Source organism: Butyrivibrio sp. Su6, assembly GCF_900108105.1.
GTDB lineage: Bacteria > Bacillota > Clostridia > Lachnospirales > Lachnospiraceae > Butyrivibrio.
In genome coordinates this window covers 129,638-149,002 of sequence record NZ_FNUR01000009.1, presented here as the reverse complement: position 1 = coordinate 149,002, position 19,365 = coordinate 129,638, and the positions used below count along the sequence as shown (strand labels likewise).

Sequence of the window (19,365 nt, the reverse complement as noted above, 5' to 3'; positions counted from 1 at the left end):
CATTACTCCTATTATCTGTTTTCGGCGAACACAATAAAACGATCGCCCTCGAAGATTTTATTATAATCGTGATTTACAATATAGTCCAATAAAATATCATATTTCATTCCTATGTTGGCGTACTCAGCCATGTCTTTTCCAATGATTATGGTAGGTGTAGGTGCACCTGAAACTGACAGCTCCATAAGCTGACTATCGAAGTTATCAACGCTGTAGCTGTCAAGGTCAGGCCAAGTAGTGTCAATTGCAGGATACAGGTCAAAAAGATATGAGATTCCGGGGATTCCACCGAATAAGATGACCTTTGTATCGCAGAGATCATTGGCTTTAAGGATTTCTGAAAGCTCCTCCAGAGTTTGGGCATTATAATCTGTTGTGACCATATGCTCTGCCTTTGCTATACTCACGTAAGAATCCCTCGGTGTTCCATCTGCGCCGTCCATAAATGAATATCCCAGGTGGAAAAGAGCTCCCTGGATAAAAAGAACTATGAGGACAAATGTAAACATAGCTTCCCAGGCAAAGTTAAAATGTCCTTCTCCGGCTCTTTGCATCATTCTTCTAAAGAGCCATAAAATAATAGGTGCTATTAAAAACAGGTCGTTTAGAATTGGGAATGTATAGTTGTTGCTGCCTATTGGAGTTACAAGGATGAGCAAAAGAGCTGCAAAGGCAAGTGTCTGCTCCTGCCTGCTTCCATTTAAGATCCCAAGGCTTCCGATAAGGGCTAAAATGATGCCAAATATGATGAACATCATGGCCGCCTGGAACATTGAATCGTAGTAGTAATAGTTTCTTGTGAAAACTCCTGTCGCAAAATAGTACTTTGTAAGAACTAATAATCCGCAGATAAAGAGTATCTTTTTTACCATCACGTATTTCTCAGGAATAAGTAAAAACATGATGATCCCTGCAGCTACGCAGGGCACCATTATGGCCATGTTGGAAATTGAAGTCATATAAGCTTCAAGAATAAGGCCTATCATTCCACCTGATGAGTAGTCAGATGCTCCCTCTGTCATGCCAAAAAGCCCCATGATCCCGGAAACATAGGCGGACGGGCCATATTTCGCAACTGTGAATATAAATGGCACTGCAAATCCTGCTACAAATCCCAGTATACAAACACCGGTCTTTTTAAGGATCTCCTGAAACTTATCTTTAGTTATAAATCCGTAAAACCACAGAACAAGGATAAGCGCTGTTTCAACAATATTTGGAAACCTTACCATTACGTTAAGTCCAAGGCAGACTCCTGCCACAAAGAGGTAAAGGTTCTGCCTTTTCCAGGCAAAAATTCCAAGCAAAAGAAAGACCGTTCCAAGAGTAAAAAAGAGATATGTAAGGTAGTTATAGAGGATAACTCTCGGGCTAAAGCAGATGCTCTCTGCTATAAACTCGCCGATAAAGATCATCCATCCCGGCATAAAGCCCTTTAGGAAATAGTAGGAAACAAGGGCAATAATGCTTGTTACAAAGCTGCAATAGATGCTAAAGCCAAGCATGGTTCCTGCCCCGGGAAGATGCATGATCGCAGCCCCGAATACATTACTTAAATATGTGGAAAAGAGCCACATAGGATTTAGGGTCTCTATAAATTCATAATTGGTAAGGGAATACATGGTGTCAGATATATCAAGTCCCTGATTGACACCGATCAAAGGGTATAATAGCAGAACCACCGGAAAGAAATATCTTTCCAGCGGTGATTGATACTTTTTTAAATTGTAAAAATAGCTTCTGATATTTTTTAACATAAGTCCTGATCCAACTGTCTTATTTTGTTAAAGAGCCAAGTGTCATGCAAGACTCTGCCTACGTACTCAAATATCATCTTGCGGATCCAGTCAACAAATACGCCTGCCGCAAAAATGATCACGATCGAAGCTGCCAGATGAAGGGCATAGAGAGGTACGCTGTAAGTTGGAACTTCGCCGATAAGATGCTCGATCCACTCTACCCATCTGTCTTTCATCTCAATATGCATATGAAGCAGGTAAACCCCAAAGGTAAATGGGGCAACAAATCTGATAACATCCGCAGCCTTATTTTCTTTTACCCTGTAATATCTAAAGAATGAGAACAGCCCAAGGGACCCTGTCAGAGTGAAAAAGAAATTAAGGTGGATAGGAACTTCTGCGTAATAGATAAAGCCACCTGTCATCAGGTTGATATAGTAAAGAACAAAGCTCATGGCAGCGATAATAACGCCTGATGCAAGGAAAACTATCATGCTGTTTCTGGCATTATAAAATACCTTTACATCGTACTTGCGAATGTATGCGGCAATGAGATAAAGAACTATGAACCATCCATAATCGTATCCAGCGTGGTCTGTGACAAACATTACAGGTACAAAGCTCTTTATGATGCAGAACCAGATCAAAAGTCCTATGATAACTGCCTTCATCTGCTTTCTTGAAAGGTTGTGGATACCTGCGTTAAGTACAGGCGCCAGCACATACATGATGATATAGGCTGTCACGAACCAGTAGTGCTCAGAAGATATCGGGAAAATATACTGAGCCATCTTGTAGATGTTATCAGCAGGGTGAACCACGTAGGTTCCTGCAATCATCATAGCCACTGAGATCAGTATAGTATAAAAATAAACCTGAAAAATGAGCTGAAGGATACGGCTAACTTTGACCTTTGATCCTGAAAGGAAATAACCACTAATAAATACATAGGTGTTAAGTCCTGTGATGCAAAAGGCCTCTAAGATAGTGGCATATGCCTGAACTCCTGTGACATTCTCCCCAAGGTGAAGAAGTGTGTCGCAGTGAGCGTTATAGTGCAAAACCAATATCATAACCATTGCTATTATTCGCAAGAGTTCAAAGTTAGCATTTCTTTTTGTCATTTGATCACGGCCTTTCCGTCATTTATGCTGTAAACCATATCGCATTTTTCAATAGTCTGAAGCCTGTGGGCGATGATAACAAGAGTCTTTCTGCCATGGAGACGGTTGATAGAATCCATGATAGCTGCCTCTGTCTCGTTATCAAGAGCAGAGGTAGCCTCATCAAGAACAAGTACCTCAGGGTCCTCAAAAAGAGCTCTGGCAATGCCGATTCTCTGTCGCTGACCACCTGAGAGTCTTATTCCTCTCTCACCGATCTTGGTATCGAGTCCTTCAGGAAGGCTTCTTACGAATTCATCAAGGGATGCCTCTTTAAGGGCCTGCCATACCTTGTTGTCGTCGATCTCATCATCAGCATAGCCAAAAGCTACATTTTTCCTGATTGTAGAATCGATCATAAAGATTGTCTGCGGAATGTATCCAATATTTTTAAGCCACTGTGGATAGTGCTCCATTACATCCACGCCATCGGCATAGATGTGGCCACTAACAGGCTTTAAAAGCCCCAGCATGACATCGACAATAGTTGTCTTTCCTGCGCCTGATGTTCCAACGATACCAACTGACTTTCCAACAGGTATCTCCATGTCTGCGTTATCGAGAATAAGCTTGTCAGTTCCAGGGTACTTATAGGAAATCTTATCAAGGTTGATGCTCTTAAGAACAGGGAGCTTTTCAACTTCTTTCTTTTTCCTGTAGTCGTCGCTGTTATATGATATTGAGCCATCGTGGATCTCCATCTGGAGATTGTCACTTACATTCATAAGGAATGGCTCAAAATAAGCAATTGATGTAAGGTAGTTATTAATTCTGTTGGCACTTGGAAGGAGTCTTGCTGCTGCAGCTGCAAGGACAGTAAGCTGAGGAAGGAGCTGAGTAAGGCTGGTTCCTCTGGCCATAACAACAAGCATATATCCGACCATTCCGGCAATAGCAATGGTCTCGATCAAAAGCCTTGGTGTTGAGTTGTAAAGATTGTACTTCTGAACTGCATTTACATAGCCTGCTCCGCAGTCTGCGTAACCGTTTATGAAGTAGTTCTCTTTATTGGCGATCTTGATCTCTTTTATACCTGTAACAGATTCATCAATCCACTTATAAAGTCCGCTGTAGTAATCCTGGTTCTCCTGTCCTGCCTTGGTCATAACGGGCTTGATAAAGTACTTGATTACAAGAAGAACCACAACAAGGAGAGCTGCGATCGTAATGGTCATCTCTGCGTCCTGGCTGATAAGGATAGCCACAAGACAGATAAATACGATGATCTCACTAATAAGCTGAAGGCTGCTGAGGATAAGGCCATACATGTTATTAACATCAGATGTTATGTTTCTCTGAATGACACTTGTGTCAGCATTTAAATAGTACTCGTAAGGTCTCTGCATGAAATTGATCATCATGCGCCTTGATGTGGCAAACTGATTGGTATATACAAATCTGAGCTGAACAACATTCATGAAGTACAGGAAAACATTCTTAACTACAAACACAAGAATGAGCATTACCATAATTAGGGCTGCCAGCTGTGTTGGAGATGTGAAATTAAACAGGTTATAAATAAATGAGAGTGCCTTGCTCTTCTGGATCTGCTCAGGGTCAACAACCACCTGCATAACAGGAGCTATAAGCGCTATTCCCATAGATTCAAGAACGCCGCCTATAAGCATCATTATAACTATGCCCACCATCTGCCTCTTTTGTCTGGCATCGAGTAGCTTCATAACCTTTTTGTAAATCTTACGCATAAAAATAAACCCTTCTGAATTTAGTCTGTAATAGCTTCATTCTGTCTGTGTATCTCCGGAGCTTCATATTTATCCATGAAGTCGTCGCCAAGATAGATTTTTTCATCCACAAATTGAATAGAATCAACAACCGTATACACAGAAACAAGTCTGTCAAATCTGACGTTCTCAATGAAGTTTAACATTTCCATTGGAAAAGAACCATCAAGAAGACAAGCATCAGGAAATTCCTTTTTGTAATCCAAAAGATCTCTTGGATGTTGTTTTATAATAACGCTTGCTTTTTGACCATTTATTGTTCCATAATCACGAATAATATCCTTAAATATTTTAGCCCTGGTGTCAAGGTCACATAAAGGTTCTGATAAAACAAGGAGAGTTTTGCCCTTTCCTTCCACTTTTTCCTGAATTTCTTTTGGGTTATCCACAAAAAGCTCCAGCATAAGGTTCTTTTCTTGTTGAGTTAACCTGTCAGTTAAGGTCTTTCTTGGAAGCTCTACATACTTAGGACATGGGTATTTGAGCACGGATATATCGTTCACTTCCATATCGATGCAATATCTTCCATAGCCATTTTGAATGTGGATAAGTCCAAGGGATGCCATAAAAGCCTTAAACTTAAAGTGGCCTCTGTTATCGTACCTTGCTGTGTCATAGTATCTTATGCAGTCAAGGCCATCCTCGAGGGCATGGTACTTTATCTTTTTGTAATTCAGGTAATACCCTATAGGATCAGAATCGCAGAATACATAGATTTCCTTATAATCCTTAAAGTCCACAGGTACATACTGCTCCTGGAGCTGGCCAAATTTTCTGCAGAACTTTATTCTTTTGAGCATGTTTACTGCGATGTTTCCTGAGTTTTCCTTAAGAGGCGCAAGCTCAGGAAAAAATGTATCAAGCTTTTCATCGTATTCGTAAACTTCGTCAAATATGGGGCTCTTTTTAGCTCTCTCCACCATTTTGCCGAAATTATTGGACATCTTGGATAGCACCAAAGTGGCCTTTCCACCGTCAGCAATCTGAAATTCCTTTAAACATGCCACATACACATGATAAAAGGTGTGGCATACGTATATTCTGTCTTTCATTTTAATTCTTTTTCCCGCTTCTTAATCCCCTGTAGAACCACAGTAATCTGTAATACAAATAAAAAAACAACTGTGATTTCATCTGATAAGCTATGAGTTTTTTCTCCTCCGGATGAATCTTATCTACATAGTATGGGTTATTTTGAAAATCAGGAAATGTCTCCTTCATTTCTTTTGCCAGAGCCTTTGTAAAAGAGTAGCACCCTTTAAGGCGTGACTGTTTAGGCATGGCCGAAAACAGAGTATTCACATAAAATAACACTGTATACTGAAATTCTATCTCTAGTTTGTAGTCCTCAAAATAGCCATTATCCCTGGCTTCCTGTATTATCTGCCTTCCGGCGCTCATTCTGTCTTCAAGATTCTTTTTGGAAATGCTGTGGACAGTTGATGCCTGATGCTGATAGTAAAAATAGAGAGGCTCAGGTATGTACTCAAAATGCTTGGACCTGAGCATCCAGGTATTACTTACGGCGTTGTCCTCATAAAAAATGTTCTCAGGGAACACCTCTAGTTTCTCTTTGGTACCCGGCTCATAATCCCCAACTATAAGGTTTCTTTTATAAACCTTTACTACAAGGCTTCCGGTTTCAAGAAGAAGGTTCTTGTAGCGCTGTTTATCCATAACGCCCGTTTGCGTATCATTATTGTTATGGACGATCTTTCCAACCTTGAAGCTGTGTTCATCTGTGAGGCAATAGTCGCATCCAACCATGTCTGCCCCTGTTTCCTCAGCTCTTTTTATAAGTCTTTCATAGTAATCAGGAACAATCCAGTCATCCGCATCAATAAATCCAAGCCACTCTCCCTTTGCCCTGGCAAGGCCAATGTTCTTGGCCCCTCCCTGATGAAGGTTAACAGGTGAATGAACAGCTATGAATCTGTCCGGATAGTCTCTTTGAAACTGCTGCAATACCTCATAGGAATTGTCTGTAGAGCAGTCATCAACTGCTATGATCTCGTAATCTGAAATTGTCTGATTAACCAGACTTTTTAAGCAAAAGTCCAGTTTTCCGTCTCCGGCCATATTATAAACAGGCACTATAATACTAAGTTTCATAACAACTCCAAAATCTCCCGGGCGATTCTTTCTGCGCCCTTACCATCTATAAGATTTCTGGCTTTATCGCTCATTCTTTTCCTAAAGCCCTTATTATCAACAGAGGCAGTGCCCCAGGTAGCTATTTTCTGAACCAACCTGTGATCAGTTCTGGCATCGCCTGCGTACCTTACTGCTCCGGCCTTGTCAAAGGCCTTTACAAATTCCATCTGATTGTCTGCCATGCTGAAAACTACAGTTGGAACTCCAATTGCGCAGAGCTCATAAAGTGTGGTTCCTCCCGCGGAAATTGCAAGATCCGCCTGCTTCATGATATCGGCCATATCCGATACGCCTTCATACAGGGTAACTGACGGATTTTCCGCAGCAAACTCCCTTAATTGCTTTTTATAATCCTCATCAAAAAGATCTCCCACAATGACAAGGCATCCAAAATCGTTGTAAGCAAGCACTTTTCTGCAAGGGCTGCTCTCGGAATAAATCTCTTCAAGAATATTTCCGATCACGTGGCAGGGGTCTGTTCCGCCGGATGAAAGAAAGGCTTTCCTTGCATGCTCTCTTACCTCGTAGTCGCATTTGGAGAACTGACTTCTAAGGGGAGAATACTTAACTCCAAGGAGCTGTTTTTCTGCACTGTAAAATCCCTCCGGAATCTCAAGGTCATAATTTATTATCATATCAACCGGGTAATCAAACTTGTAGAGATCATCTATATATCCGGTTTTTGTGGATAACACATGTTTTTTAATGATCTTGTTTAACTTATCAAAAAACTCTTTTTCAAGATAATAGGAGTCCATTAAAAAGAAATCCGGATTTTCAAGAACAAGCATATCCTCTAAAACCTTGAAATCCTCCATGGGATTAGAAAAGATGGTATTCAGGACTCTTGCCTCATAGCTCACTCCATCCTTTTGGGACAAAGAGGTCAAAATATCATGGCTTTCTTCTTCAGACAGAATAAAGAGAACGTCTGCGCCAAGGTCAGTGAGCTCTTTTGCTATAGTCATACATCTTCTCATATGCCCAAGGGCGATTGTTTCATTTGCATTTGCTTTGATCCAGATCTTTTTGCTTCCCATTATGCCTCCATATCAGCAAAAATCTTCTTTGTGAAGTGGTTCACCTCTAAACAAATCTTTTGAAGCTATCTTACCTATTACATTATCATACTCTACAGGAGGAAGGCCATTTCCCTGCTGAGGTCTTATGGACCTTATATTTTCAGGGGTAAGTGCCTCTCCTTTTTTGATATCCTCAACTATGAAAAGAGATCTCGCTCCTTCTCTTTCCTTTTCCTGGAAAGGAGTGAGTTTATAATCCCTGCTTCCAAGGGCTTTTTCAACTATTCTGATGCTCTTTACCATATCGGCGAACTCTTCAGGCTCCATTGAAAAAGCGCCGTCTGCTCCGCCATCTGCTCTTCTTAAGGTCAGGTGTTTCTCAACCATTCTTGCCCCAAGAGCTACTGCTGCTGTAGGAACGGTTCCTCCCATTGTGTGGTCTGAAAGTCCCATGATACAGCCATATTCATCAGAAAGACCCTGGATCATATTGAGGTTAACATCCTCGTAAGGAGTTGGATAAGCTGAAACACACTTAAGTAAAACAATGTCCTTATTGCCTTCCTGAAGGCAGGCCTCAATGGCGAGCCTGATGTCGTCCATCCGTGCCACGCCTGTTGCCAGGATCATTGGCTTCTTTTTGGCTGCACATAGCCTTATGAGGGGAATATCCGTAATCTCATAGGATGCGATCTTGATGGCCGGCATGTTCATCTCTTCCACAAAATCAAGGGAAGTCTTGTCAAAAGGAGTTGAAAAGCAGTCCATACCCAGCTTATTAGCTTCTTCCATAAGCCTTGGCTGCCACTCCCATGGTGTATAGGCTTCCTGATAGAGCTTGTAAAGAGTCTTTCCATCCCAAAGGGTTCCGCCATCTATCTGGAAATAGCTCTTGTCACTGTCAATTGTCATGGTGTCGGCTGTATAGGTCTGGAGTTTTATCGCATCTGCTCCTGCCTCATTTGCCGCATGTATTATCTCAACTGCTCTGTTAAAATCATTATTATGGTTTGCTGACATCTCAGCAACGATATACACAGGATCGTCCTTGCCAATATAGTGATCAGCAAGCTTTATCCTCTGGTTTAATTCAAATCTGGGCATTTAAATTCCCTCCTGGAAATGGTTCTTCATCATGAATTCCTCGTTAGTCCATGGACTTCTGGCTTCGTAAAAAGAACCATCACTCTTTTTTACATATACCGCAGGAAAATAATGTATAAAAAGTGGTGTAAGGCAGACTGTATAGCCGCCAGCGTTTGTAAACACTACTCTGTCTCCTGCCTTTAACTCACCAGCATTTTCAACCGGGAACATTCTGTCATATTCCATGCAGGTAGCACCGCAGACCATCTGTGATGGGATGAGGGCTCTGTCAGTCTCTTTTCCCTTATACTCAAGCCTGTGTGGATACCATCTTCTGGTAACCTGAGGGTTCATATTGACTCTGCTTCCGTCAATTATTACGTATCTGTGCTCTCTTACATCCTTTGTATCAATAACACTTGTCACAAAATTAAAGCTTGATGAAACCATGGATACACCGGGTTCCATAACGAGCTTTGTCTTATTTACATCAAAATACTCTGAAAGAACTCCTGCTATAGCAGGTACATAATCTCTAAAGTCAGGCTTTCCCTCTACTCCGCCGTAGTAGCCGCCTCCCATATCCACATAGTCAAGTGAAAGGTCATACTCTTTTGCAACGAGTACTGCCACCTTGGCCAGGGCCTTATAAGCCTCTGTAGATCTGGATTTTGTTGATGAGTGAAGGTGAAGGCCTGCAACTCTTACGTTTGAAAGAGCTTTGATCTTGTTTATTACTTTTTCAAGCTCTCCGTTTTCATAGCAATAGCCAAACCTGCTTCCCTCTTCATCTGCAAGAACTTCATCAGGAATAAGCTTTGCTATATCATAATTTACTCTGACACCTACGTTAAAAGTCTTATCAGGGCGGAACTCTGCCAGCTCTTTTAACCATTCAGGCTCGTAACTTGAATCCATATTCACAAGTCCACCGTTTAAAAGAACTTCTTTAAAGGTATCCTTGTCCTTAATAGGTCCGTTATAGATAATATCAGAGGCTCTAAAGCCTATTTTTCTTGATAATTCGTACTCTTCCTTTGAAACGACCTCAGCAAAAAAGCCGTTGTCCCTAAAGTGGGCAAGGAGCCATGGAAGGGAGTTAGTCTTTACTGAATAAGAACAGATGTAATTATTCCAACTGCCCTGCAGTGCGGTTTTCAGCATATTGATATCCGCATCAAGTGCACTCTCATCAATCCTATAATAAGGTGTTTTTAATGAGGCGTCATCAAAGAGCCTATGCTCATCGCTAGCTGCTCTTTCCTTTTTTGCCCTGAGAGCTTTAAACTTCTCCTCGGCAATTCTCCAGTCCTCAAAGGTATCTATATCCTGAACTTCATCTTCGCTTAAGATAACAGGGACCATATCATCAACGTCTGTTGTGTTATCCCTGAAAAAGGCATCTGTTCTGCAAGCATAGAACTGGCCACTATCATGGTAGAGCTTTTCAAGGTCCTGAGATCTTGTAGTAGCAAACTCAGGATACTTTCTCACAAGCCTCTCGTTTTCTATAATAAAGCCTCTCTGTGGAGGATATGAAAACTGTGTAACAGGTGTAACTGATTCGTGGGTATCCAGGCACTTCATTGCTTCTGAAAGTCTCTGGGCTGTTATAAAAGGAGCTGTTGGATAAATGCAGCAGAATCTGTCAAACTCAATGCCTCTTTCTTTATAGGCACCTAGGACTTCAGCGATAACTTCATCGGTTGTTGCAAAATCACCTGAAGTCTCATTGGATCTCATAAATGGGACCTTTGCTCCTGCCTTTTTGGCAACTTCAGCTATGGCCTCATCATCAGTTGAGACCATTACTTCATCAAATGCTCCGCTTTCAATAGCAGCAGATATCGAATATGCAATTATGGGCTTTCCGCAAAATTCCTTTATGTTCTTTCCGGGGATTCTTTTGCTTCCGCCCCTGGCTGTAATAATTGCAACGCTTGTCACTCTATTACTTCCTCCACTTCAAACTCGCTCTTTATCTCATCACACAAACGGTCAAGCTCCTCTTTGGATGAGCCTTCAAGTACAAAGAAGCCTCTTCCCATAATTGAGGCGCCATTTGTCACTTTTCCAAGGGTCATGCCCTTTTCTATATTGCAGTTCCATGCCTTCAGAGGATATTTTTCCTTGAGGAACTTTTCCTCCGGCACTTTATTTACTCTGACATTTTCAAAATCAAAATATCTGATGATCATATGCTTTTTAACATTGGGTTCAAAAACATATCTTCTTCCAAGATCAGGAAGCGCATACTTTATGAACTCTACAACCTCATCCACTCCGCTTGCCATTGGGGTAAAGAGATTGTGAAGATTATGGCCCGATGGTCTTGCTGAGGTCTCAATGATAAATGGCTTCCCATTTACATCCTTGATGATATCAGCGTGGATAAGGTTATTCTCAAAGCCAAGGGCCTCTCCTGTCTTCTGCATAAGGTCTTTTACCATTTCAAAAAAGGCTCTGTTTTCCTCATCCTCAATTATAGAATAATAACCTACACATTCCCTGTAGGGAGGCAGGGTATTTCTTTTACCTCTAAGAAGGATCAGATGAAAGATCCCGTCTGTAAATACGCCGTCAACTCCATATTCAGGGCCTTCTATGCAGCTTTCAATGCAGTAATCCTCATCATAGGGCATCTCCAGCAAAAAGCCCTTTACCAGGTCTTCTTTTGTGTTGTAGATCTGAACACCTCTGCTTCCTGAGCCAAATCTGGGCTTAACCACCACCGGGTACTGCTCATTGAGCTCATCCGGGTCGCTGTACTCGCACCCTGCAGGAATGAGATACAGCTCCGCATTTCTGAGCCCTCTCTCACTTAAGATTCTGTGAAACTCATATTTATCAGTGCAAAGCTTTGCTGCATGCTCTGAAACACCGCAAAGTCCGTAGTGATCATTGACAGCTCCCGTAGTTGTAAGGTACCTTCCGATGGGCACCGGTAAAACCACATCCGGCCTGTTTTCATCAAGTACTTCCAGGACTTTTTCCACATCTCTTATGTCTACGACAAAGGACTTATCAGCTGCCTTAAGTCCCGGAGCATTAGGGTCTCCGTCAAGGGCAACCACTTCAATGCCCATTTCTTTTGCTTTTCCAATTGTATAAATTGACTCCGAGCTGGCGCCAATAACTGCTGCTCTCATACATTTCCTCACTTTACATTACAGTATATCATAGCCTGCGCAATGTAGTTTGCTGTTCATTTTATTGATAAAAATACTATCTAAGTTCATAGGTGGTCCACATGTCTTCACCACTTATGTAGGTTTTAGTTTCTATATTTTGGCAGGCGTTTGTCAGATTCTCTATAGCCTGCTCCTGACAGTCTTCGTCAGCTACATAAAGAATTATCTTTTCTGCATCAGTGACACTTGTGTCAGTTAGTGGTTCAAGGTTTTCTTCATTCATATAGAACACCTTGTCATACTCTAAAAGTTCATCAGTTAAACGCCATACATTATAAGGTGTGGCGGGATTATACATAACAACCGCTATTGAATCTTTATTATCCTGAGCATACTGAATCTTGGCTACATCTTCCTTGTAGAGGAATAGCACATTCCCATCATAGATAAGGCCCTTTAAAAGAAATGCCGCCATAGCTGCAGTAAAGGCATAGAGATAAGTCTTGCTCTCCGCCGCATCAAATACATAGTAAATATCCCAAAAAAGAAGAAGGATAATAAGACCATATATTGGCATCTCGTATCTGTTTGAAGCACTTCCAACCAAAAGAGCTGATTTCGCAGTCAGAAGGAAGTACCCAAGAGTTCCAATCGTCAAAAGAACTGCTTCCTGCTTGATCTTTTTGTGCTTTTTATTTTTTATCATAAGGGCCATAATGGCCATTACCAGCAAAAGAGCTGCTATTATAAGTCCACCTGCAAAGACATAGTCATTAAGAAGTCCAATGAAAAATGAAAGTCTTACAAGGGAGTTCTTTATATCAAAAAGGCTTCCTGCTGCATCACTTCCCCTGTAGCCCCCAAACATGTGATGAACACTGGCTGGATAAGTAAGCACTGCAAGTCCCAGCGATACAGCACAGGACACAACATAGATCAGTGTGTTATAGACATCTTTTTTATAAAAGAACATCCATACCGCCAGGCTAAATCCGATACTCACAAAGAAGAAAATGTAGAAGTACTGGATAAGAAATCCTACATAGGAAACGGCCATTACAGGGAGCATGAGCTTTATAATAAAGTCTTTTACCCTGTTCTTATATCTGTCATATTCCTGCATGACTCTCACATGGGTGTAAGCGCAGAGAAAAATTGCTGCTGTGAGCCAAGCATACATTCTGATGAGCATATTGCTTGAAATGGTAGCCGGATTGATTCCCCAGAATATAAGAGTCATAAGCTTCACATAATAGGGAACACCGAGTCTCCCCATCAGTGCTGCCAGCGCAAGAAATGAAATAACAAAAGCTATTAAATTGGTGATTATTCCTGTCCACTTGGTAAATGTTCCCGGTACAATGGAGCAAAGGGTGTGGAATATCATGTAGTAAACAGGCGGGTGTACATCCCAGGACTGAACAAGCTTTACAAGTCCGTAGTTAAAGCCCTCTCTCTCTTTTACCACAAATTCATCAATGATGGTCTGTCTGTCCTGCCACTGTCTGTCAGGCTCATAAAGGCCAAGGCTTCTGTTTGATGAGTAATAGGTATAGTACTCATCCTCGTGATAGCCCTGTTTCTGAAAGCCATAGAACACACTGACTAAAAGAGATATGAACATTATTATGTAGATTGAAGCTCTTTTGATATTACTCATAGCCCTCTTACCCTGGCATGTGCCTTTCGAACAAATCTTGGGGCAGGCGCCAAAATGCAAAGATACATTTTCTGCTTTGTGGTCAAAAGTGGGTTAGACACCATTTTGCCAAAATTTCCCCTGATATTTTTAACAACGTCCATGTAAAATCCATTGTCTTTTGTCATCTTAGAAACAGGTATGTGCAAAAGATAGTCAAGCCTTTGGACAAATCCAAATCTCTCGGCAACCTTTGTAAGCTCCGGGTAGTCCTTTTTTACCAGTTCCAGCGCAACGTCTGCGTTTCTCACAATGTCGGTAAATACTGATGGAAAATAGTCCTTATCTTCCTTATTTTTCCTGGAGTTGCTGCCAAGCCTGTAGAACACGTGATAATACTGCTCAGGTAGGATAACAAGCTTATTTACATACTTCATGACATGTATCATGAGATAGAAATCTTCATTGAGCTCGCCCTCTGGAAATCTAAAGCCCTGATCAAATATCTTTTTCCTGGTTATCTTGGTGCAAAAAGAGGCATCTCCCACATGCATAAGAAGCCTTTTCATCTGCTCCGCAGGACTTATTATCTCCTCTGAATCAGGGGGAGTTACAACATCGGGGAGCCTTGTTCCATCTTCTGCTATCTCGTCCCTTGATATCTGCACCATATCTGCATCATTTCGCTCTGCGGCCTCAATCAGAGTGGAATACATATGCTCATCAACAAAATCGTCGCTGTCAACAAAGCCAAGGTACTCGCCTGAAGCAGCTTCAATGCCCACATTTCTGGCACTGCTTGATCCGCCGTTTTCTTTGTGGATAACCTTCATATTGGAATACTTTTTTGCGAGTTTTTCTGCAACTAAAAGCGTCCCATCCGTAGATCCGTCATCTACAACGATTATCTCAAGAAGGTCTTTTGGATAATCCTGCATTGCCACAGATTCCACGCACTTTTCAAGAAGGTTTTCCACATTATATGCAGGTATGATTACAGTCAGCGACTTATCTAAACTAGCCATTTACAATCTCCGTGCTCTTTTCAGGAACATTCATCTGAAGGTAGAGGTCATAACCAATGATCAGTATGATCACAAGCATTGCGCAGGTAAGTGGCCACAGTGAAAGAACTGTTGAGCCAAATAAAAATCTTGAATATGTGATCATAGTTATAACCTGAAGTGCTGCACATACAGGCATTCTCTTGTAGCTAAAGAGCGCATATACGACAGTTAATATCTCAGGAAGATATCCATATCTTTCGTGCATTGCAGGAAGGCAGAAACAGCATACCTCCGCTGTAAATATAACAAGAGTTATCATAAATCTTGTGGTAATTTCAAATCTCTTTTTATAGGAATAGTAAGCTATCATACCCATTATTATCACTGTAGCCATTGTTCCGGCTGAAATGATGATCTTCCTTACATCCTTTGAAAGGTCTGATGCGATAATGGTGTAGATGCTTGGATAGTTCATTGAAAGTCTTGAAAACATTGTTACCTGTTTTCCATAGATTCCAAGAAGGTCAGCCCAGCTTCTTCCGGCAATGGCGCATGGGATCATTGCTGCAACGTGAACTACAGGAACCCATAAGATGTATCTGATCTTAATTCTGTTCTTGAGCCACATGATTATGATAAATGGCATAAAGAAAATGGCCTGCTGCTTGAAGCTATAAGATAACGCAAGATATATAAATGCCCTGTTATCTTTTCCCTTAATAACACTGAGTAGAGATAAAAGAATGAATGATGTAAAGATTGAATCATTCTGAGCCCAAGCTGCGCTGTTAAGTACAACTGAAGGAAGGAACATAACTGCCGCAAAAGCCATAAGAGACTTTCTGACACTTCCGGCTGTAACGTTATATGCAATGCGCATGATAGTAATAGCTGCAACATAATCAAATATGACAGAAACTGTTTTTACCAGATACATATCGTCGATCCCGCCGCCAATATAGTGAAGAATCACGATTATATACTGGAACATACAGTTGTAATCGAAGGTACTTGCATCACTGACGCCGGGCTTAATACCAAGGTAAGCAAATCCGCCTGCCTCGTGACACTCTCTCATCCAATCCGCAAAGGCAAGAGTGTAGTCACCTGACGCAATGTCGTAAAGTGATAGTCTAAAGTAAAGTCCAAGGCACGCAATGATCGTAAAAAAGAACAGATCAAAAAGCGTGATGGTCACTCCAAAAATAGTAATTTCTGTTTCAAAAAACTTGTCGATAGATCTCATAATTTCCTCATTCTAAGTGATTATCTTCCTGCATGGTCCTCAAAAATCCTGCAGGTCTTATATTAATAGCTTCGCTCATGGGGCCGTCTGCAGCCGGCATAGGCTCTTTTCCTTCAAGGAATTCACTGCAAAATCTTACAAATTCCTTTGCTGCATTCTCGGCATTCCACAATTTTTCTATAGTTTCTCTTGCTTTTCCACCAAAAGCCTCTATGTTTTCCTTGTTTTCAAACAGGCTCAGGATCTTCCCGGAAAAATCCTCAAAACTTCCATTAACATAAGAATATCCATTATAGCCATTCTTTATCAAAAATGGAACAGCGCCTGCTTCCCTTGAAGCAACCACCGCGCAGCCACAGCCCATGGCCTCGTTAACAACTGCTCCCCAGCCTTCCAGGTAGTTACTTGTAAAAAGAAATACATCAGAAGCTTTCATATACTCCAAAACTTCAGCCGGGTTCTTTTGTCCAACGAAATTCACAAGGTCCGAAAGTCCCATATCTGCTGCAAGCTTCTCAAGAGATTGTTTCTGGTTGCCATCTCCCACTATATCAAGAGAAAAATCATATCCCTTTTCCTTAAGTAGTCCTGCAACCTTCACAGCAAATTCGGGATGCTTTAGCTTGATAAGCCTCCCAGCCCAACAGATCTTAACTTTTCTGCCGGATATAGGCTCTTTATCCACATTTATGCTGCTGATATCAGGGAAATATCCCCATTTTAGCTTCTTGTGTGGATAACAGCGTATAAGATCAAAGTCCGATGCCACGTATGCTCCGGCACACAAAAGATATACCGGCTTATGCCTGTAAACTAAGTGCTGATGATACTTTTTTATAAGACCTCTGGGGCTTACTGCCTTCCACTGGCCTTCCCTGTAAATTCTCTCGCTGAGCCTGAAAGAGAGCTTCCCTGATGAAAGTCTCTTTTTTTCAAGATTCTCAATAAGTTCGTCGGACCAGCCAAAGATCACAACGTCGCTGTCAGAAATAAGTTTTTCACACTTTTCCCGGTCTTCGTAAAAAAGCTCAACATAAGGATAAGCTTTTGGATCAACAGCCCATCCCATTTCTATTCGCTCTTTTTCCATAGGACTTGTCTGGATAAAGGTAAAAGAGCCTTTTCCGGCCACCTTCTCCATAGCATTGCAATACGGGATCTGATGGTGATTTATGTAATTGGACACAAAAGTAATTACCATGTTTTCCCCTTATTTACTGCTGATCTCATCGTATATTTCAAGAAGCCTCTTATAATTGGCATCAGGATCATGAGTGATCCTTGCCTTTTTTGCTGCATTTTCTCCATAAACAGAAGAAATCACAGGTTCATCCCACATCTGCAATATGGCTCTTACAAGTTCGTCCACATTTCCTCTCTCAAAAAGGATTCCGTCCTTGCCTGAATTTATAAGGCTTGGGATTCCACCGGCCATTGATGCTACAACAGGAACTCCCAAAAGCATAGCCTCTCCCACTGAATTGGGAGAATTTTCCAGAATTGACGGGCAGATAAAGAGACTGCTCTTTAAGTATCTTTCTTTCATCTCAAGATCGGATAATAGTCCCACCATAGTCACCTTATTTTTCAGCTTTCCTGCGGAAATAAGGGATTTAATGTATTTGCCGTAGGCACTGGCTCTCAAAAAATATGGGTACTTACTCTTTCCCTTGCCAATTATATTGTTGCCGGCAACGTATAGATGAGCATCCGGATATTTTTCCAAAATCTTTGGCATAGCCTGAAGTACAAAATGAAAACCTTTAAGTGGATAATCTCCCTGAGATAAAAAAATACTGTGGGGCTCCACATTTTTTTCATCCCATTTGCCAGCGTAAAAACAAGGCCTCATGGTCTCATTCATGGCAAAATATTTGGCATTTGGGTTTATCTTAGAAGTGACACTTCTGTCAAAAGCAGTTCTTCCTGTGATATTTCCTGTCAGCAAAATCGCCTGTTTCTCATGGTCTGCTCTTAGCTTATACTTTTCAACCTGATCAAGAAGGGAATCTTTTTTTAGCCTGTCCCTGAAGGTTGCTGAGTTTTGAACCTTTTCAGGAATCTGCGCCATATAATCTTTTTCTATTTCACAGCAAAGGCCCTGGATTCCCACAAGAGCTTTCTTAGGATCATCCATCACCTTAAGCATGGCAAGTGTATGTGGAAATTCCGTGCCAAATATATGGACAATATCAGGTTTGAAATCTTCTAATATGTCATGGAATCTTCCTTCAAGAGACTGGTCATAGTTTTCAGGGTGAGTAAGATCCTCATCAAATCCATAAAATGTGATGCCTTCAATTTCCTCTTTATCCTGAACTATTTCGGACTCTTTCGGAAAACAAATAGCCAGTGTTATTTTATTATCATCAGCTTTTTGGAGCCTTTCAAGGCACCCGGAAAGCCATCCCTCTCTAACGGAAAAAGAGATATCTTTTGCCCTGGCATATACCGGAAGCATTATGTTGCAAAGCCACAGTACTCTCAATTCTTTTTATCCTCTCTTTTACCTCTGACATTGTAGATGGCATTCTTTACAAGATTGTACCCCTTGGAAGTCACTTTGTTGGAATCAAGAAATGTCCTGAATTTGGCAAAAGTCACAACCCTGAGGAAGTCGTATTTTCTGATCTGAGAGCCTGTAAGATAGTGCTTTATGATCTCTTTTCTCTCTTCTTCAGATATCTTTTTATTCTGGGCTGAGTATCCGCCGCCCTCATAGTTGGCAATAGTTATGCCCATGTAGTCAGTCACCGCTTTTTCTCTGTAAAAGCATCTCAAAAACTGCTCATAGTCTGCTCTGACTTTGTATTTAAGGTCAAAATGATTGCCAAACATCAGCCTCTCATCATAAAAGCAGGCCTGATGTGAAGGAACATTTCTATAGCAGGCATAGTCGTCAATATGCGGATTGGAAGGAATCCTGTTTCCCGTTGTCTGGTCAAAAATGTCTCCATAAAAAATAGTAGGAAGTGTTGTGCCCTCTTTTTCCTGCCTACTCACAATAAAATCATGTACATTTTGTAAAACGTTTTCATCTCTGAACTCGTCGCCGCAATTTAAGAAATAGATATAGGAAGGAGCTTCTCCTGCCCTTAAAATCCTCACTTCATCTGTCTGTTCATCCAGGTCTTTGCCCCTGGCATCAATTATTTTTTCCTCAAGATAGGAAACTGCAATATTCATAGCATGGTAGATACCATTGTCGCAGCTCTCAACAAGAGTCATTTTTCCTTCTGCATCTTTGCCATCAGCAGAGAACCTGTACTTTTCCCTGAGCATATCTATAGAGCCATCAGTTGACATTCCGTCTTTGATAAGGACCCTGTAGCTGTCATAGGTCTGCTTTTTGATACTCTCAATGGTGTCGATTATTCTTTTTCCCGGATTATATGAAACTACAATTATAGTAAAAAAAGGCTTTTTCATATGT

15 protein-coding genes are annotated in these 19,365 nt (G+C 41.2%); all 15 read right to left on the bottom strand.

Features of this window, described 5'->3' with window-relative positions; genetic code table 11:
- Positions 1-11: 11 nt before the first annotated feature.
- The gene (locus C4S54_RS11075; protein WP_103869584.1) at positions 12-1,757 is read right to left on the bottom strand and encodes a hypothetical protein; all 1,746 of its coding nucleotides are present in this window, start codon (positions 1,755-1,757) and stop codon (positions 12-14) included.
- Positions 1,751-2,863: an acyltransferase gene (locus C4S54_RS11070; protein WP_103869583.1), complete on the bottom strand. Its 1,113-nt coding sequence runs from the start codon at positions 2,861-2,863 to the stop codon at positions 1,751-1,753. Before C4S54_RS11070 ends, C4S54_RS11075 begins: the two co-directional genes overlap by 7 nt.
- Entirely contained in the window at positions 2,860-4,608 is a 1,749-nt protein-coding gene (locus C4S54_RS11065) for an ABC transporter ATP-binding protein (RefSeq protein ID WP_103869582.1), read from the bottom strand. The genes C4S54_RS11070 and C4S54_RS11065 overlap by 4 nt, the downstream gene beginning before the upstream one ends.
- 20 nt (positions 4,609-4,628) lie before the next feature.
- Positions 4,629-5,699, bottom strand: coding sequence for a glycosyltransferase family 52 (locus C4S54_RS11060; protein ID WP_103869581.1), 1,071 nt, complete (start codon positions 5,697-5,699; stop codon positions 4,629-4,631).
- A 1-nt stretch (position 5,700) separates the two neighbouring features.
- Positions 5,701-6,759 carry a glycosyltransferase family 2 protein gene (locus tag C4S54_RS11055; protein WP_103869580.1) on the bottom strand — a complete coding sequence of 353 codons (1,059 nt, stop codon included), beginning with the start codon at positions 6,757-6,759 and terminating at the stop codon, positions 5,701-5,703.
- Positions 6,756-7,841, bottom strand: a complete 1,086-nt coding sequence (gene pseG / locus C4S54_RS11050) for a UDP-2,4-diacetamido-2,4,6-trideoxy-beta-L-altropyranose hydrolase (RefSeq protein WP_103869579.1) — start codon at positions 7,839-7,841, stop codon at positions 6,756-6,758. Before pseG ends, C4S54_RS11055 begins: the two co-directional genes overlap by 4 nt.
- A 12-nt stretch (positions 7,842-7,853) precedes the next feature.
- The gene (gene pseI / locus C4S54_RS11045) at positions 7,854-8,927 is read right to left on the bottom strand and encodes a pseudaminic acid synthase (RefSeq protein ID WP_103869578.1); all 1,074 of its coding nucleotides are present in this window, start codon (positions 8,925-8,927) and stop codon (positions 7,854-7,856) included.
- Positions 8,928-10,856 carry a pseudaminic acid cytidylyltransferase gene (gene pseF, locus C4S54_RS16385; protein ID WP_103869577.1) on the bottom strand — a complete coding sequence of 643 codons (1,929 nt, stop codon included), beginning with the start codon at positions 10,854-10,856 and terminating at the stop codon, positions 8,928-8,930.
- On the bottom strand, positions 10,853-12,058 hold the full coding sequence (locus C4S54_RS11035) for an ATP-grasp domain-containing protein (protein WP_103869576.1): 1,206 nt from the start codon (positions 12,056-12,058) through the stop codon (positions 10,853-10,855). The genes pseF and C4S54_RS11035 overlap by 4 nt, the downstream gene beginning before the upstream one ends.
- A gap of 76 nt (positions 12,059-12,134) precedes the next feature.
- Complete coding sequence (locus C4S54_RS11030) at positions 12,135-13,700, bottom strand: hypothetical protein (protein WP_103869575.1); 1,566 nt, start codon at positions 13,698-13,700, stop codon at positions 12,135-12,137.
- Positions 13,697-14,704, bottom strand: a complete 1,008-nt coding sequence (locus tag C4S54_RS11025; protein ID WP_103869574.1) for a glycosyltransferase family 2 protein — start codon at positions 14,702-14,704, stop codon at positions 13,697-13,699. Before C4S54_RS11025 ends, C4S54_RS11030 begins: the two co-directional genes overlap by 4 nt.
- On the bottom strand, positions 14,697-15,932 hold the full coding sequence (locus C4S54_RS11020) for a hypothetical protein (RefSeq protein WP_103869573.1): 1,236 nt from the start codon (positions 15,930-15,932) through the stop codon (positions 14,697-14,699). The genes C4S54_RS11025 and C4S54_RS11020 overlap by 8 nt, the downstream gene beginning before the upstream one ends.
- A 7-nt stretch (positions 15,933-15,939) precedes the next feature.
- Positions 15,940-17,133, bottom strand: a complete 1,194-nt coding sequence (locus tag C4S54_RS11015; protein WP_103869572.1) for a glycosyltransferase family 4 protein — start codon at positions 17,131-17,133, stop codon at positions 15,940-15,942.
- A gap of 9 nt (positions 17,134-17,142) precedes the next feature.
- Positions 17,143-18,420, bottom strand: coding sequence for a glycosyltransferase family 4 protein (locus C4S54_RS11010; RefSeq protein WP_103869571.1), 1,278 nt, complete (start codon positions 18,418-18,420; stop codon positions 17,143-17,145).
- Positions 18,417-19,361, bottom strand: a complete 945-nt coding sequence (locus tag C4S54_RS11005; RefSeq protein ID WP_103869570.1) for a glycosyltransferase — start codon at positions 19,359-19,361, stop codon at positions 18,417-18,419. The genes C4S54_RS11010 and C4S54_RS11005 overlap by 4 nt, the downstream gene beginning before the upstream one ends.
- Positions 19,362-19,365: the final 4 nt, after the last annotated feature.

Excerpts from the sequence above, each read along its gene's own strand:
- C4S54_RS11055 (WP_103869580.1), bottom strand. The coding sequence starts at position 6,759 with ATGAAACTTAGTATTATAGTGCCTGTTTATAATATGGCCGGAGACGGA.
- C4S54_RS11020 (WP_103869573.1), bottom strand. The coding sequence starts at position 15,932 with ATGAGATCTATCGACAAGTTTTTTGAAACAGAAATTACTATTTTTGGA.
- C4S54_RS11070 (WP_103869583.1), bottom strand. The coding sequence starts at position 2,863 with ATGACAAAAAGAAATGCTAACTTTGAACTCTTGCGAATAATAGCAATG.
- pseG (WP_103869579.1), bottom strand. The coding sequence starts at position 7,841 with ATGGGAAGCAAAAAGATCTGGATCAAAGCAAATGCAAATGAAACAATC.
- C4S54_RS11065 (WP_103869582.1), bottom strand. The coding sequence starts at position 4,608 with ATGCGTAAGATTTACAAAAAGGTTATGAAGCTACTCGATGCCAGACAA.
- C4S54_RS11030 (WP_103869575.1), bottom strand. The coding sequence starts at position 13,700 with ATGAGTAATATCAAAAGAGCTTCAATCTACATAATAATGTTCATATCT.
- C4S54_RS11025 (WP_103869574.1), bottom strand. The coding sequence starts at position 14,704 with ATGGCTAGTTTAGATAAGTCGCTGACTGTAATCATACCTGCATATAAT.
- C4S54_RS11075 (WP_103869584.1), bottom strand. The coding sequence starts at position 1,757 with ATGTTAAAAAATATCAGAAGCTATTTTTACAATTTAAAAAAGTATCAA.
- pseI (WP_103869578.1), bottom strand. The coding sequence starts at position 8,927 with ATGCCCAGATTTGAATTAAACCAGAGGATAAAGCTTGCTGATCACTAT.
- C4S54_RS11005 (WP_103869570.1), bottom strand. The coding sequence starts at position 19,361 with ATGAAAAAGCCTTTTTTTACTATAATTGTAGTTTCATATAATCCGGGA.
- C4S54_RS11060 (WP_103869581.1), bottom strand. The coding sequence starts at position 5,699 with ATGAAAGACAGAATATACGTATGCCACACCTTTTATCATGTGTATGTG.
- C4S54_RS11015 (WP_103869572.1), bottom strand. The coding sequence starts at position 17,133 with ATGGTAATTACTTTTGTGTCCAATTACATAAATCACCATCAGATCCCG.
- C4S54_RS11035 (WP_103869576.1), bottom strand. The coding sequence starts at position 12,058 with ATGAGAGCAGCAGTTATTGGCGCCAGCTCGGAGTCAATTTATACAATT.